This window comes from Phytopseudomonas punonensis, from assembly GCF_900142655.1.
Taxonomy (GTDB): Bacteria; Pseudomonadota; Gammaproteobacteria; order Pseudomonadales; family Pseudomonadaceae; genus Aquipseudomonas; species Aquipseudomonas punonensis.
The window spans coordinates 31,437-46,692 of the sequence record NZ_FRBQ01000006.1 but is presented as its reverse complement, the minus strand read 5'-3'; the positions used below and the strand labels follow the sequence as shown (position 1 = coordinate 46,692).

11 protein-coding genes are annotated in these 15,256 nt (G+C 62.5%); all 11 read left to right on the top strand.

Annotation, left to right across the window (positions count from 1 at the left end; translation table 11 throughout):
* Position 1: 1 nt before the first annotated feature.
* The 11 genes from BUC40_RS15555 (at position 2) to BUC40_RS15505 (ending at position 15,256) form a co-directional block, all read left to right on the top strand.
* Entirely contained in the window at positions 2–1,426 is a 1,425-nt protein-coding gene (locus tag BUC40_RS15555) for a sigma-54-dependent transcriptional regulator (RefSeq protein WP_073267089.1), read from the top strand.
* Positions 1,427–2,089: 663 nt separating this feature from the next.
* Positions 2,090–3,496: a polynucleotide adenylyltransferase PcnB gene (locus tag BUC40_RS15550; protein WP_073267088.1), complete on the top strand. Its 1,407-nt coding sequence runs from the start codon at positions 2,090–2,092 to the stop codon at positions 3,494–3,496.
* A 3-nt stretch (positions 3,497–3,499) separates the two neighbouring features.
* Positions 3,500–3,979, top strand: a complete 480-nt coding sequence (gene folK / locus BUC40_RS15545) for a 2-amino-4-hydroxy-6-hydroxymethyldihydropteridine diphosphokinase (RefSeq protein WP_073267087.1) — start codon at positions 3,500–3,502, stop codon at positions 3,977–3,979.
* Positions 3,980–4,207: 228 nt separating this feature from the next.
* Positions 4,208–5,008, top strand: coding sequence for a 3-methyl-2-oxobutanoate hydroxymethyltransferase (gene panB / locus BUC40_RS15540; protein ID WP_073267086.1), 801 nt, complete (start codon positions 4,208–4,210; stop codon positions 5,006–5,008).
* Entirely contained in the window at positions 5,005–5,865 is an 861-nt protein-coding gene (panC, locus tag BUC40_RS15535) for a pantoate--beta-alanine ligase (protein ID WP_073267085.1), read from the top strand. Before panB ends, panC begins: the two co-directional genes overlap by 4 nt.
* Before the next feature lie 108 nt (positions 5,866–5,973).
* Entirely contained in the window at positions 5,974–7,638 is a 1,665-nt protein-coding gene (pgi, locus tag BUC40_RS15530) for a glucose-6-phosphate isomerase (RefSeq protein ID WP_073267084.1), read from the top strand.
* Positions 7,639–7,932: 294 nt separating this feature from the next.
* Positions 7,933–9,870 carry an acetate--CoA ligase gene (gene acs / locus BUC40_RS15525; protein ID WP_073267083.1) on the top strand — a complete coding sequence of 646 codons (1,938 nt, stop codon included), beginning with the start codon at positions 7,933–7,935 and terminating at the stop codon, positions 9,868–9,870.
* A 78-nt stretch (positions 9,871–9,948) separates the two neighbouring features.
* Positions 9,949–10,815, top strand: coding sequence for an oxygenase MpaB family protein (locus BUC40_RS15520; protein WP_073267082.1), 867 nt, complete (start codon positions 9,949–9,951; stop codon positions 10,813–10,815).
* 99 nt (positions 10,816–10,914) lie between these two features.
* Complete coding sequence (locus BUC40_RS15515) at positions 10,915–11,931, top strand: class I SAM-dependent rRNA methyltransferase (protein ID WP_073267081.1); 1,017 nt, start codon at positions 10,915–10,917, stop codon at positions 11,929–11,931.
* Positions 11,932–12,008: 77 nt separating this feature from the next.
* Positions 12,009–14,960, top strand: coding sequence for a DUF748 domain-containing protein (locus BUC40_RS15510; RefSeq protein WP_073267080.1), 2,952 nt, complete (start codon positions 12,009–12,011; stop codon positions 14,958–14,960).
* The gene (locus tag BUC40_RS15505; RefSeq protein WP_073267079.1) at positions 14,960–15,256 is read left to right on the top strand and encodes a DUF2845 domain-containing protein; all 297 of its coding nucleotides are present in this window, start codon (positions 14,960–14,962) and stop codon (positions 15,254–15,256) included. The genes BUC40_RS15510 and BUC40_RS15505 overlap by 1 nt, the downstream gene beginning before the upstream one ends.

Here is a 15,256-nt window from a genome sequence, read left to right as displayed (position 1 = left end):
CATGCCTCATATCCTGATCGTCGAAGACGAAACCATTATCCGCTCTGCCTTGCGCCGCCTGCTCGAACGCAACCAGTACCTGGTCAGTGAAGCCGGGTCGGTGCAGGAAGCCCAAGAACGCTTCGATATTCCTGGCTTCGATCTGGTGGTCAGCGACCTGCGCCTGCCGGGCGCGCCGGGCACCGAATTGATCAAGCTCGCCAAGGGCGCGCCAGTGTTGATCATGACCAGCTACGCGAGCCTGCGCTCGGCGGTCGACTCGATGAAAATGGGCGCTGTCGATTACATCGCCAAACCCTTCGACCATGACGAGATGTTGCAAGCGGTCGCGCGCATCCTGCGTGATCGCGAAACCCTTCGCAGCCAAGCCGGCGGTGCGCCTGCACCAGCCCGCAGCGCAGAGAAAGGCGACAAGGCGGCCAATGGCGAGATCGGCATCATCGGCTCCAGCCCGGCGATGCTGGAGCTGTACAGCAAGATCCGCAAAGTTGCTCCTACCGACTCCAATGTCCTGGTGCAGGGTGAGTCCGGCACTGGCAAGGAGCTGGTCGCCCGCGCACTGCACAACCTGTCGAAACGCGCCAAGGCGCCGCTGATTTCGGTCAACTGCGCAGCGATCCCGGAAACCCTGATCGAGTCCGAACTGTTCGGCCATGAAAAAGGCGCGTTCACCGGCGCCAGCGCCAGCCGCGCGGGTCTGGTGGAAGCAGCCGACGGCGGCACGCTGTTTCTCGATGAAATCGGCGAGCTGCCGCTGGAAGCCCAGGCACGCCTGCTGCGCGTACTGCAGGAAGGCGAGATTCGCCGCGTCGGCTCGGTGCAGTCGCAGAAAGTCGACGTGCGCCTGATCGCGGCAACTCACCGCGACCTGAAAACCCTCTCGAAAACCGGCCAGTTCCGTGAAGACCTTTATTACCGCCTGCACGTCATCGCTCTGAAATTGCCGCCGCTGCGTGAGCGTGGTGCTGACGTGCTGGAAATCGCCCGCGCCTTTCTCGCTCGCCAATCGGCTCGTGCGGGCCGCACCGACCTGCACTTTGGCCCCGATGCCGAACAGGCGATTCATCATTACAGCTGGCCGGGCAACGTGCGCGAGCTGGAGAACGCCATCGAGCGCTCGGTGATCCTCTGCGACGGCAGCACCATCAACGCCGACCTGCTGGGCATCGACATCGAGCTCGAAGACCTCGACGACGACGTGTTCATGGGCCTGGCTACGCAGAGCGGCGCGGTCAATGCCACCAGCCAGGATCCCAGTGAGGACCTGTCACTGGAAGACTACTTCCAGCACTTCGTCCTTGAGCATCAAGATCACATGACCGAGACCGAGCTGGCGCGCAAGCTGGGCATCAGCCGCAAATGCCTGTGGGAACGTCGACAGCGCCTGGGCATTCCACGCCGCAAATCAGGCGTTGCCAGCGACTGAAGCGCAGGCCCGCGGGAAGGCTCTAGAGCGGGTGTTACCGCCAAGAGCGACAGCACGTAACAAAGCCGGGGTTTACGGTAACGGAATCCCGGCTTTTTTATGCCCGCAGAACAAGATAAAAACTCAAGATATTGATTTTAAAGATAAAAATAAAACTGGCACGCACAATGCTTTATGACACGCACAACAACAATAACAAGCGTGAACCCAAGACAATAAAAATAAGACGTAACGACTCCAGCACAATAAGAACAAGACCGCAGGAGGCGCAGCTAACTGATTATTTTGGAGAGGATTGCCTCTTCGGCTCCAGACAGACAAAAACAATAAATGTCGACAGACAGCACCGAATCAGGTGAGGTCTAGAGCCCAAGGCAGCGTCAGCATCCAAAGTAATCCGTTTGCTCTTGCTCTCGATAACGGGAGGTTTTCCGGACACGATGGAATCCGGAACAGGCGATCCAACAAAAACAATAAGCCTGCATAACAAGAACGACGTATAGCAACATTTATGGGGGAGCTTCGGCTCCCCCAGTAGCTTCCCGCCCCGGCCTGCCTCTTCTCCACCCCGCTTACACCCATCCGCGACTAAATGCTAGAATCCGCGCTATTTCTGCGCCTTTCAATTATTCTGGCCGCTCAATTCGCCATACAGTGCCCTCCATGCTGAAAAAGCTGTTCAAGTCCTTCCGCTCCCCGCTGCGCCGTGCGCATCAGCCTCACAGCACGCCGCACGTGCTGAATAACAACCAGCACCCGATCCAACGCGGGCAGATCAGCCGCTACGCAATCAGCGTTGTCGAGCGCCTGCAAAACGCAGGCTACGAGGCCTATCTGGTTGGTGGCTGCGTTCGTGACTTGCTGCTGGGTATCGAGCCCAAGGACTTCGATGTCGCCACCAGCGCCACGCCGGAACAAGTCAGGGGCGAGTTCCGCAACGCCCGGGTGATCGGCCGTCGCTTCAAGCTGGTGCACGTGCACTTCGGTCGCGAGATCATCGAAACCGCCACCTTCCGCGCCAATCACCCCGAAGGTGACGACGAAGAAGACAGCAACCAGTCTTCGCGTAACGAAAGCGGCCGCATCTTGCGTGACAATGTGTACGGCACTCTGGAAGACGACGCCCAGCGCCGCGACTTCACCATCAATGCGCTGTACTACGACCCGGTTTCCGAGCGGATCCTCGACTACGCCAATGGCATGCACGACATCCGCAACAACCTGGTACGGCTGATCGGCAACCCCACGCAGCGCTATCAGGAAGACCCGGTGCGCATGCTCCGCGCCGTGCGTTTCGCCGCCAAGCTGGACTTCGATATCGAGAAACACAGCGCCGACCCGATCCACGACCTGGCCCATCTTCTGGGCGGCATCCCGGCGGCGCGCCTGTTCGACGAAGTGCTCAAGCTGTTTCTCAGCGGTTACGCCATCTACACCTATGACCTGCTGCTCGATTACGGCCTGTTCGGCCAGCTGTTCCCGGCCAGTGCCGCAGCGCTGCGCCAGAACCCGGAATACACCGACACGCTGATTCGCAATGCGCTGGACAACACCGACCTGCGCATCCAGCAGGGCAAACCGGTCACACCTGCATTCCTGTTCGCCGCGCTGCTCTGGCCTGCGCTGCCCGCTCGGGTGATTCGCCTGCAGGAACGCGGCATGCCGGCGATTCCTGCCATGCAGGAAGCCGCCCACGAGCTGATCGCCGAACAGTGCCAGCGCATCGCCGTACCGAAGCGCTTCACCATGCCGATCCGCGAGATCTGGGACATGCAGGAGCGCCTGCCACGCCGTAGCGGCAAGCGCGCCGATCTGCTGCTGGAGAACCCACGCTTCCGCGCCGGTTACGACTTCCTGCTGCTGCGCGAAAGTGCTGGCGAGGAAACCGGCGGCCTCGGCGAGTGGTGGACCGACTATCAAGACGCCAGCGACAGCGATCGCCGCGTGATGATCCGCAACCTGTCCAGCAAGGACGATGCTGCTGGTGCCACTGGCGCCCCACGCAAGCGTCGGCGTAGCGGCGGTGCCAAGCGCAAGCGTAATCCCCAGGGCGGCGGTGCTGGCGAGTAACTGATGGAACGCGCTTATATCGGTCTGGGCAGTAATCTCGCCGAACCCGCGGAGCAGCTGCGCCAGGCGCTCGCTTCGCTGGCACAGTTGCCAGCTACGCGCTTGGTGAGTGTTTCCTCCCTCTATGTCAGCGACTCGCTGCTGCCCGGCCAGCCTCGCTATACCAATGCCGTCGCGGCGCTGGATACCGATCTGCAAGCCCTGGCTCTGCTTGACGCTCTCCAAGCCATCGAGCTGGGTCAGGGCCGGGAGCGGCATGAGCGCTGGGGGCCGCGCACCCTCGATCTAGATATTCTGCTATTCGGCAATAGGCAGATCGATGAGCCGCGCCTGCGCGTGCCGCATTCCCAGATGCACCTGCGCGCGTTCGTCCTCTATCCCCTGGCGGAGATCGCCGCCGACCTCCAGTTGCCGGACGGCAGCCCGCTCAGCACGCTATTGGCGGCCTGCCCTTTCGAGGGCCTGGAACGTCTCACGCCCTGACGCCAACGGCCGTGCCCCTGACGGTAACGGCGTAACAGCGCGGTAACACATTCGATTGACTTGGGCCCGTGCCATCGGGACTATAGCCACCCATTGCCCCGTACCGGAGCAGAAAAGGCCGATACAGGCCACATTGAAGCAGCCCCGCTGCCCCTTCGATGCCAGAAAGAACCTGCTCCACGAGAGCCTGTAATCAGGCCCGCACAGGTTCCGAGTGAGGACACGTTCATGCCTGATGTAACCCTGACCACCCTGCGAGCACTGAAGCAGAAGGGTGAGAAAATCACCATGCTGACCTGCTACGACGCCACCTTCGCCGATGCCTGCTGCAAGGCCGGTGTCGAAGTGCTGTTGATCGGCGACTCGCTGGGCATGGTACTGCAGGGGCATGACAGCACCCTGCCGGTGAGCATGGCCGATACCGTCTACCACACCGCCTGCGTTAAACGCGGCAATGCTGGCGCGCTGATCGTCGCCGACCTGCCGTTCATGGCCAACGCCACCGTTGAGCAGACCCTGCACAACGCCGGCCTGCTGATGCAGGCCGGCGCCCACGTGATCAAGGTCGAAGGCGCTGCCTGGCTGGCCGAGTCGATCACCAAACTGGCAGAACGCGGTGTGCCGGTGTGCGCGCACATGGGCCTGACACCTCAGGCCGTGAACATCCTTGGTGGCTACAAGGTGCAGGGCCGCGAGCACAACCAGGCGCGCCAGATGGTCGCGGACGCCATCGCCCTGGAACAGGCCGGCGCCGCCATGCTGCTGCTCGAATGTGTACCAAGCGACTTGGCTGGAGAGATCAGCCGCGCCGTGAAAGTGCCGGTAATCGGCATTGGCGCAGGCCCCGACACCGATGGTCAGGTGCTGGTGCTGCACGACATGCTCGGCCTGTCGCTGAGCGGCCGAGTGGCCAAGTTCGTGAAGAACTTCATGAGTGGTCAGCCGAGTATTCAGGATGCCCTCGCCGCCTACGTAAAAGAGGTGAAAGCAGTCAGCTTCCCTGCCGCCGAGCACGGTTTTTCCGCATGAACACCATCAACACCGTTCGTGAATTGCGCGCTGCCGTTGCCCAGGCGCGCGCCGAAGGCAAAAAGATCGGCCTGGTGCCAACCATGGGCAATCTGCACGCAGGCCACGCCGCTCTGGTGGAAAAGGCCGCGCAACATGCCGACTTCGTGGTCGCCAGCATCTTCGTCAACCCGATGCAGTTCGGCCCGGCCGAAGACCTCGACAAGTACCCACGCACCCTGCAGGCCGACCAGCAGCGCTTGATCGACGCCGGCTGCCATCTGCTGTTTCACCCGAACGTCGAGGAGATGTACCCCGGCGGCATGGGCGAGCAGACGCGCGTTAGCGTGCCGGGTGTATCCGAAGGCCTGTGCGGCGCCAGTCGCCCCGGGCATTTCGAGGGCGTGGCGACCGTGGTGACCAAGCTGTTCAACATGGTGCAGCCTGATCTTGCTGTGTTCGGCCAGAAGGATTTCCAGCAACTGGCGGTGATCCGCACGCTGGTGCGCGACCTGAACATGCCGATCCAGATCATTGGTGAGCCCACGGTGCGCGCCGAGAGCGGCCTGGCCCTGTCGTCGCGTAACGGTTACCTGAGCGATGAGCAGCGTGCTACCGCTACCGTGCTGTACCGCTCGCTGCAGCAGATCGCCGCGGCCATTCAGGCAGGCGAACGCGACCTGCCCAAATTGATCGCCGTTGCACAGCAACAGCACACTGATGCAGGGCTACGCGCCGATTACCTGGAAGTCCGTGAAGCGCAGAGTCTGCGTACCGTCAGCCCTGGTGATCGCGAATTGGTGGTGCTGGTAGCGGCCTATTTGGGTAACACCCGACTGATCGATAACCTGAGCTTCACCTTGGATCAGGGATACTGATATACCGCAGCACGCCTACACTGAAAGCCCGGACAATCAACCGGGCTTTTTAGTATGCAGAACACACCGTTGAAGCCTGCCCACCCAATGCCCCAACAAGGATGCCCCATGGCGTACCACCGTCAGCCGCTCGATGTTCTCGCCCTCCCCACCTGGCAGGCGCTGCAACAGCATCGTCAGGCCATGCAACACTTCAGCATGCGCGATGCCTTCGCGGGCAACCCAAAGCGCTTCGAGCAATTTTCGCTGAGCGGTTGCGGCCTGTTTCTCGACTACTCGAAGAACCTGGCCAGTGACGAGACCATCACGCTGCTGATGGCACTGGCACGCGAAGTCGGCCTGGAGCAGTCGATCCGCGCCATGTTCGACGGCGAGAAACTCAACGCCTCGGAAGGCCGCCCGGCGCTGCATACCGCCCTGCGCCGGCCGCTGGGCGACAAGGTGCTGGTCGACGGCGTCGATGTGATGCCCCATGTGCAACGTGTGCTGCAGCAGATGACCGAACTGGTCGGGCGCATCCACAACGGCTTGTGGCGCGGCTTCACCGAGAAGCCGATCACCGATGTGGTGAACATTGGCATCGGTGGCTCGTTCCTCGGCCCGCAGCTGGTTTCCGAGGCGCTGCTGCCGTTCGCCCAGCGCGGTGTGCGCTGTCATTACCTGGCCAATATCGACGGCAGTGAATTCCATGAGCTGTCGGCCAAGCTGCAGGCGGAAACCACCCTGTTCATCGTATCGTCGAAATCCTTCGGCACCCTGGAAACCCTGAAGAACGCCCAGGCGGCGCGCGGCTGGTACCTGGCCCAGGGCGGCTCGGAGGCCGAGCTGTATCGCCACTTCATCGCCGTATCGAGCAACCGCGAAGCCGCGGTGGCATTCGGTATCCGCGAAGAAAACATCTTCCCGATGTGGGATTGGGTTGGCGGCCGTTATTCGCTGTGGTCGGCCATTGGTCTGCCAATTGCCCTGTCCATCGGCATGTCCAACTTCAAGGAGCTGCTGGCCGGCGCCTACAGCATGGACATGCACTTCAAGACCGCTCCGTTCGAACAGAACATGCCGGTGCTGCTGGCCCTGCTCGGCATCTGGTACGGCAATTTCTGGGATGCCCAGAGCCAGGCGATCCTACCGTACGACCACTACCTGCGTAATATCACCAAGCACCTGCAGCAGCTGGATATGGAATCCAACGGCAAGAGCGTGCGCCAGGATGGCAGCCCCGTCAGCGGCTCGACCGGGCCGGTGATCTGGGGCGGCGTGGGCTGTAACGGCCAGCACGCATATCACCAGTTGCTGCACCAGGGCACCGGGCTGATTCCGGCGGACTTTATCGTGCCGGTGGTGAGCTTCAACCCGGTCGCCGACCATCATCAGTGGCTGTACGCCAACTGCTTGTCGCAAAGCCAGGCACTGATGCTCGGCAAATCCCGCGAGGAAGCCGAAGCCGAGCTGCGCGCCAAGGGCATGAGCGAAGACGACGTGCAGCGCCTGGCGCCGCACAAGGTCATCCCCGGTAACCGGCCGAGCAATACCCTGGTGCTAGAACGCATCAGCCCGCGTCGCTTAGGTGCGCTGGTCGCCCTGTACGAGCACAAGGTATTCACCCAGAGCGCTATCTGGGGCATCAATGCCTTCGATCAGTGGGGCGTGGAACTCGGCAAGGAGCTCGGTAAGGGCGTGTATTCGCGCATGGTCGGCAGCGAGCAGAGCAGCGCCGAAGACGGCTCCACCCAGGGGCTGATCAACTACTTCCGCGGTCGCCATCGCGGTTGATCCCTGTTGCGGGCGCCCATTGCCGGGCGCCCGCAATACGTTGAACCACTCTTGATCTCGCCCTAAAACTTGGCTGCTACCCTTGATGTCTACCGGGCATCTCTAAAAACGTTGGCGAGGCAGTCAGCGCAAGGCAAAAACAGGTGAAAAAGCGACCGGGGTCGCGCTCGACTTTACGTATTGTAAATGAGCATTTTGATTGGACTCGCATCCGAGCCTGTTTTTAACGCCGCGCTGACAACGCAGATAGTTTTTAGAGGTGCCCATGCGGACATAACAACAAAGGTACCCGCCATGTCTCTACCCCATCGCTATCCCGTCAGCGACGCCGCCCGCCAACACACCCACCTCGACGACGCTGCTTACCAGCGTCTCTATCGCCAATCGGTCGACGACCCACAGACCTTCTGGAGCGAACAGGCCAAGGCCTTCCTCGACTGGTTCAAACCCTGGGATGAAGTCTCCAGCGGCACCCTAAGCAAAGGCGACGCTCGCTGGTTTTCCGGTGGCCAGCTGAACATCAGCCATAACTGCATCGACCGCCATCTGGCCAAACGTGGCGACCAAGTTGCGTTGATCTGGGAAGGCGACGACCCGAAGGACTCCGCAAGCATCACTTACAAGCAGCTGCACGAGCAGGTTTGCCGGCTGGCCAACGTGCTCAAAAAACGCGGCGTGAAGAAAGGCGACCGCGTGTGCATCTACATGCCGATGATCCCGGAGGCCGCCTACGCGATGCTGGCCTGCACGCGCATCGGCGCGGTGCATTCGGTAGTGTTCGGCGGCTTCTCGCCGGATGCCCTGCGCGACCGCATTCTCGATGCAGACTGCCGTACGGTGGTCACTGCCGATGAAGCGGTGCGCGGCGGCAAGCTTATCCCGCTCAAGGGCAACGTCGACAAGGCGCTGAAGAGCTGCCCGGATGTGTCCAGTGTGGTGGTGGTCGAGCGCACCGGCAACAAGATCGACTGGAACGACAAGCGCGACCTCTGGTACCACCAAGCCGTGCAGCAAGTGGCGGCCGACTGCCCTGCCGAGCCGATGGACGCAGAGGATCCGCTGTTCATCCTCTACACCTCCGGCAGCACCGGCAAACCCAAGGGCGTGCTACACAGCACCGCTGGCTACCTGCTGCAGGCAGCGATGACCCACAAGTACGTGTTCGACTACCACGACGGCGATATCTACTGGTGCACCGCCGATGTCGGCTGGGTCACCGGGCACAGCTACATCGTCTACGGCCCGCTGGCCAACGGCGCCACCAGCCTGATCTTCGAGGGCGTGCCCAACTACCCGGACACCTCGCGCTTCTGGCAGGTGATCGACAAACACCAGGTGAACATCTTCTACACCGCGCCGACCGCCCTGCGCGCGCTGATGCGCGAAGGTGAGGCGCCGGTGAAGAAAACCTCGCGCAGCAGCCTGCGCCTGCTTGGCAGCGTCGGCGAGCCGATCAACCCGGAAGCCTGGGAGTGGTACTTCAAGGTGGTCGGCGAGGGGCGCTGCCCCGTCGTCGACACCTGGTGGCAGACCGAGACCGGCGCCATCATGATCACCCCACTGCCTGGCGCCACCGACCTCAAACCCGGCTCGGCGACCCGCCCGTTCTTCGGCGTGCAACCGGTGCTGCTCGACGAGCAAGGCAAGGAAATCGATGGCCCCGGCGCCGGTGTGCTGGCGATCAAGGCCAGCTGGCCCAGCCAGATCCGCAGCGTGTATGGCGACCACCAGCGCATGCTGGAAACCTACTTCACCGCTTACCCCGGTTATTACTTCAGCGGCGACGGCGCGCGCCGCGACGAGGACGGTTACTGGTGGATCACCGGGCGTATCGACGACGTGATCAACGTCTCCGGCCACCGTATCGGCACCGCCGAAGTGGAAAGTGCCCTGGTGCTGCACGACGCTGTGGCCGAGGCTGCGGTGGTCGGCTACCCCCATGACGTCAAAGGCCAGGGTATTTACGCCTTTGTCACCACCATGAACGGCGTGGAGCCCAGCGACGAGCTGAAGAAAGAGCTGCTCAGCCTGGTCGGCAAGGAAATCGGCAGCTTCGCCAAACCGGAGTTGATTCAGTGGGCGCCGGGTCTGCCGAAGACCCGCTCGGGCAAGATCATGCGCCGCATTCTGCGCAAGATCGCCTGCAACGAGCTGGACAGCCTCGGTGATACCTCGACCCTGGCCGACCCGAGCGTGGTCGACAGCCTGATCGAACAACGCCTCAACAGCTGACGGCCTACCCATGGCACTGCACCTGCGGGGCCATGGGCGCTCTTGCCTTGGCCCCGCCAAGCGCTGAAACTGCGCGTCATGGAAATTCTACGCCGTCAGATCGAAAAACAAGTGCACAGCCTTACCGGCGCCTCGCTGGGCGTACTCGACCTGGATCAGCCGCGCGGCGATGCCGGCCTGTTCGGCCCCGAGTCGATGGTGTGGGAGGTGCATGCCGACTTCACCTCGATGATGGTCGGCGGCATTTCCGCCCTGCTCCTGCAGATGCTCCATCCGCTGGCCCTGGCCGGCGTGTGGGATCACTCGACATTCCGCCAGGACATGCTCGGCCGCCTGCGCCGTACCAGCCTGTTTATCGCCGGCACCAGTTACGGCGGCCTGCACGATGCCGAGCAGTTGATCGACAAGGTGCGCCGCATCCACCTGCAGGTGGTCGGCCAGGCATTGGATGGCCGCCCCTACGCTGCCACCGATCCTGGCTTGCTGACCTGGGTGCACGTCTCCGAAGTCAGCCAGTTCCTCGCCGGCTACCTGCGCTACTTGGACCCAGAGTTGCCAGTCGATGAGCAGGATCGCTACTACCGCGAGGTGGCGTTGATTGCCGAACGCCTCGGCGCGCAGGACGTGCCCAAGTCGAGCCAGGCCATCAGCGAGTATCTCGAACGCATGCGCCCGCAGTTGCTGTGCGATGAGCGCACCCGCGAAGTGGTCAGGCTGCTGTATACCGCGCCGATGCCGAGCATGCTGGCCAAGCCTTTTGGTAGCCTGATGATGCAGGCTGGTGTCGACCTGCTGCCGGACTGGGCCAGCGAGCTGCTCGGCGAACACCAGGCTGCCTGGCGCCGACCACTGATCCGCAGCGGCGTGCGCGGCACCGGCACAGTGCTGCGCTGGGCCGTGCGCAACAGCGCTGCGCAGCGTGCGCACCGCCGGGTAATGCCCTGATGGACATGGCCGCAGACGGGCAATCTCGATCCGCACAGCTGCAGAAGCTGGCAGTTTTTTTGATAAACTGCCGGCCTTCCTTTTTCCGAGACGCCGTGCGTGCCTTCTCTTGACCAGGCGCTGCGCGCCGCCCTCGCCGCCCGCGAAAACCTCATCAGCGAACTGCATGCCCAAGGCACCGATTGCTATCGGCTGTTCCACGGCAGCCAGGAAGGCGCCGGTGGCCTGACCGTCGACCGCTACGGCCAGCAGCTGATGGTGCAGAGTTTTCACCAGACGCTGAGCCGCGACGAGCTGCTCGCCCTGCACGAACAGGTCAACGACACCCTCGGCTTCGTGACGTTGCTGGTCTACAACGACCGCTCCAAAGGCAACTCGCGGGTCGACCGCAGTGACTCGGTATACGAGCCAGACGAGCAGGCGCTAGTCGATTTGGTCGGCCGGGAATGGGGCCTGAACTATCGCGTGCGCGGCCGTCATGCCGGGCAGGACCCGCTGCTGTTTCTCGACCTGCGCAACGCCCGCGGCTGGATACAGCGCCATAGCGCCGGCAAGAGCTTGCTCAACCTGTTCGCCTACACCTGCGGCGTGGGCCTCAATGCCGCGGCCGGTGGCGCCAGCGAAGTGGTCAACCTCGACTTCGCCGAAGGCAACCTCGCGGTCGGCCGCGAGAACAGCGCGCTCAACCCGGAGCTGCCAGCCATGCAGTTCGTGCAGTCCGATTACTTCCCGGCAATTCGTCAGTGGGCCGGCCTGCCCATCGCTGCCCGTCGTGGGCAGAAGCTGCCGAGTTACCCACGCCTCGAACAGCGCCAGTTCGACCTGGTGCTTCTCGACCCACCCGCCTGGGCCAAGAGCGCCTTTGGCACCGTCGACCTGCTGCGCGATTACCAAAGCCTGCTCAAGCCGGCGATTCTCGCTACCGCCGAAGACGGCACCCTGGTGTGCTGCAACAACCTGGCGAAAGTACCGATGGACGAGTGGCGCGAGCAGGTGCTGCGCTGCGCCAGCAAACTGGGCCGCCCGGTACGCGAGCATGAGCAGCTGCTGCCTGCGGCAGACTTTCCCTCGACCGATGGCAACCCGCCGCTGAAGACCCTCGTCCTGCATTTCTAATTGGCAGCGGCTTTCCGTGGAACCAGGGCTCCGTGCCATAATCCAAGGCACTCCTGCCAGGAAGATGAAGCGAAACCATGCCCAAAGGATTGCGCCGCGCCGCCACTGCCCTGCTTAGTGCCCTGGGCCTCTACAGCCTGATCGGCTTTCTGATCCTGCCGGGCGTTGCCCTGCGCATCGCCAATCAGCAGCTGGAGAACTACGCCACCCAGCCCGCTCGACTGGATCGCCTGCAGCTCAATCCCTTCACTCTGGAAGTGGACGCATGGGGCCTGCACCTCGGCGAGCCCGGCAAGGAGCAGGTGGCGTTCGAACACCTGGCCGTCAATCTGCAAATCGACAGCCTGTGGAGCGGCGCTCTGCACCTGGCCGACGTCACCCTGGTCAAGCCGCACACCGAAGTACGTTTCAGTAAGGACGGCACCCTGAATCTGGCACAGCTGTTCAAGCTGCCGCCCAGCGAGCCCAAGCCCAAGCCCGAGGAGCCGAGCGAGCCATTTCCCCTGCGCATCGACCGCATCGAACTGGCCGGCGGCAACCTGCTTTTTCAGGACCTGCGCCCACAGGATCCTATCGACATCCACTACGACAATCTGAACCTCGAGCTGCACAACCTAAGCACCCTGCCCGACGACAATGCCGACATGACCCTCGTGGCTACCGGCCCGGCAGGCGGGCGTATCGATTGGAGCGGCGAGCTGAGCCTGAGCCCGATCAGCTCCAACGGCAGCCTGAAAATCACCAACGAACCGATGCAGGCGTTCTGGCCCTATGTGCGTGACGCTCTACCGCTGGTGCTGGAAAAAGGCGTCGTCAGTCTGGAAGCCGACTACCAGCTGAACCTGCGTGACGGCACCGATCTGCGACTGAGCAACGCGCAGGTCAAAGTCGCACCGTTCGCCATGAAAGCGCCAGACGGCAAGCCGCTGGTGAAACTGGATTCGCTGGAAGTCAGCGAAACGTCTCTCGATCTGGCCAAGCAGAAGGTCGTGATCGGCAAGGTGCGCGGGCAAAAGCTCGAAGCCTGGGCCGCCCGCGAAGCCGACGGCGAACTCGACTGGCAGAAGCTTTTTGCCGGCGAAGCCAAGCAGACGCCTAAGCGAGCTCCAGCAGCAGAAGCCAATGAGCCCGAGCCCGCCAAAGAGGGCGGTGAACCAAAGCCTGCGGCGAAACCAGAGGCCAAGCCCTGGCAGGTGCAGGTCAAAGATGTGCAACTGCGCGATTACCACGCACACCTCGTTGACCGGGTACCGAGTGAAGCGGTCAACGTCGAGCTTGGCCCGCTCAATCTGGACATGCAGAACTTCGACAGCATGGGCACCTCGCCCTTCTCGCTCAAGCTGGATACCGCGGTCGGCAAACAAGGTTCGCTGCAGGCCGAAGGCCAGGTACAGCTGAGCCCGACCACCGCCAACCTTAAGGTTGCGACGCGCTCTATCGACATGCGAGTGGCGCAGGCGTACATCAGCCCGTTCGTGCATCTGGAGTTGCGTAGCGGTTTGCTGAGCAGCGACCTTGATGTCGCGCTTACTGCCACCGAGCCGCTGGCGCTGCGCGTGCAGGGCAAGGCGCAGGTGACCCAGCTGCATACTCTGGACACCCTCAAGGATCGCGACCTGCTGCGCTGGAAGCAGCTGAACCTGGGCGGCATCGATTACCGGCATGGCGAGCGCCTGGATATCGAACGGGTCGATCTGCAACAGCCCTACGCGCGCTTCGTGATCAACGAAGACCTGACCACCAACGTCAACGAGCTGATCGTCAAACAACCGGCTGGCAATGCCTCGCAGGCGAATTCGTCGGCCGCGGCGTCTACGGACAAACCGCTGGCGATACGCATCGGCGAGGTCAGCCTCAAGGACGGTTCGGCCAACTTCGCCGACTTCAGCCTGCGGCCCAACTTCGCCACTGCCGTGCAGCAACTCAATGGCCGCATCGGCACTCTGGACAGCACCAGTAGCAAGCCTGCGCCAGTGGATATCAGCGGCAAGGTCGACCGCTACGCGCCGGTCACCATCAAGGGCAGCCTGACGCCGTTCGATCCGATGCAGAGCCTGGATATCGCCACCCAGTTCAAGCAGGTCGAGCTGACCACCCTGACGCCCTACTCCGGCAAATTCGCCGGCTATCGGATCCGCAAGGGCCGCCTGAATCTGGATCTGCACTACCGCATCAACAACGGCAAGCTCAACGCCGAGAACAAGGTTTTGGTCGAGCAGCTGCAGCTTGGCGAAAAGGTCGACAGCCCGGATGCGGTGGATCTGCCGATTCGCCTGGCGGTCGCACTGCTCAAGGACACCCAGGGGCGCATTTCCCTGGAGCTGCCGTTGCAGGGCGACCTCAATGACCCGCAGTTCAGCGTCATGCCGATCGTCTGGCAAACCCTGCGAAACCTCGTGCTGCGTACCGCTCAGGCACCATTCAAGTTCATTGGCGGCCTGGTCAGTGGCGGCAGCAACATGGACCTGAGCACGATCGTGTTCGCCCCCGGCAGCGCCGAGTTGGACGACCAGGCGCGTAAAGCGCTGGACACTCTGGCCAGCGCCCTGAAAGAGCGCCCGGCCCTGCGCCTGGAGATCGAAGGTTCGAGCGCGCAGAGCAGTGACGGCCCGCTGCTCGCCGAAAAACGCTTGGAGCGTGAGTACCAGGATTATCTGTATCGCATCATGCAGCGCCGTGGTGACAAGGTGCCGGCCAGTGCCGAAGAGCTGACGGTACCTGAGGACGAAAAAGCGCCGCTGCTCGAAGGCATCTACCGCGCCCGCCTGAAGCAGCAGCCACCGGCCGAATGGGCCAAGCTGAGCGACGAAGAACGCACCGCGAAATTGCATGCGGCGGTACTGGCGTCGTGGAGCGACAGCCGGGGCCTGCAGCGCCAGCTAGCGCAGGAACGTGCTGCTGCGATCAAGGCCTATCTGGTGGACAGCGGCAAACTGGCGGACGAGCGCATCTACCTGCTCGACGTCAATCTGGGTCAGGCTGAGGCCGATGGCCGCGTGGCCACCCCCCTTCACCTGGGCAGCGAGTGATGAATATGAAACGACTGAGTCTGCTGTTGGTGCTATGCGCCAGCCCACTACTGAGCCACGCCGATACGCTACGCTGCGGCAGCAAGCTGGTTAACCTGGGGGATCGCACCTTCGAGGTGATGCAAAAATGCGGCGAGCCGGCATTTCGAGATCCGGTCGGCTACACGGTTGGCCCGTACAACCGACGTGAAACGAACATCGAGGAATGGGCCTACGAGCCCAGTAACGGCATGTTCACCATCCTGACCTTCGAGGGCAATCGGCTGACGCGCATCGAGCGCAAACGCCCGCAATGA

Excerpts from the sequence above, each read along its gene's own strand:
- panB (WP_073267086.1), top strand. The coding sequence starts at position 4,208 with ATGCCTGATGTAACCCTGACCACCCTGCGAGCACTGAAGCAGAAGGGT.
- BUC40_RS15555 (WP_073267089.1), top strand. The coding sequence starts at position 2 with ATGCCTCATATCCTGATCGTCGAAGACGAAACCATTATCCGCTCTGCC.
- acs (WP_073267083.1), top strand. The coding sequence starts at position 7,933 with ATGTCTCTACCCCATCGCTATCCCGTCAGCGACGCCGCCCGCCAACAC.
- BUC40_RS15520 (WP_073267082.1), top strand. The coding sequence starts at position 9,949 with ATGGAAATTCTACGCCGTCAGATCGAAAAACAAGTGCACAGCCTTACC.
- BUC40_RS15510 (WP_073267080.1), top strand. The coding sequence starts at position 12,009 with ATGCCCAAAGGATTGCGCCGCGCCGCCACTGCCCTGCTTAGTGCCCTG.
- BUC40_RS15505 (WP_073267079.1), top strand. The coding sequence starts at position 14,960 with ATGAATATGAAACGACTGAGTCTGCTGTTGGTGCTATGCGCCAGCCCA.
- folK (WP_073267087.1), top strand. The coding sequence starts at position 3,500 with ATGGAACGCGCTTATATCGGTCTGGGCAGTAATCTCGCCGAACCCGCG.
- panC (WP_073267085.1), top strand. The coding sequence starts at position 5,005 with ATGAACACCATCAACACCGTTCGTGAATTGCGCGCTGCCGTTGCCCAG.
- BUC40_RS15550 (WP_073267088.1), top strand. The coding sequence starts at position 2,090 with ATGCTGAAAAAGCTGTTCAAGTCCTTCCGCTCCCCGCTGCGCCGTGCG.
- pgi (WP_073267084.1), top strand. The coding sequence starts at position 5,974 with ATGGCGTACCACCGTCAGCCGCTCGATGTTCTCGCCCTCCCCACCTGG.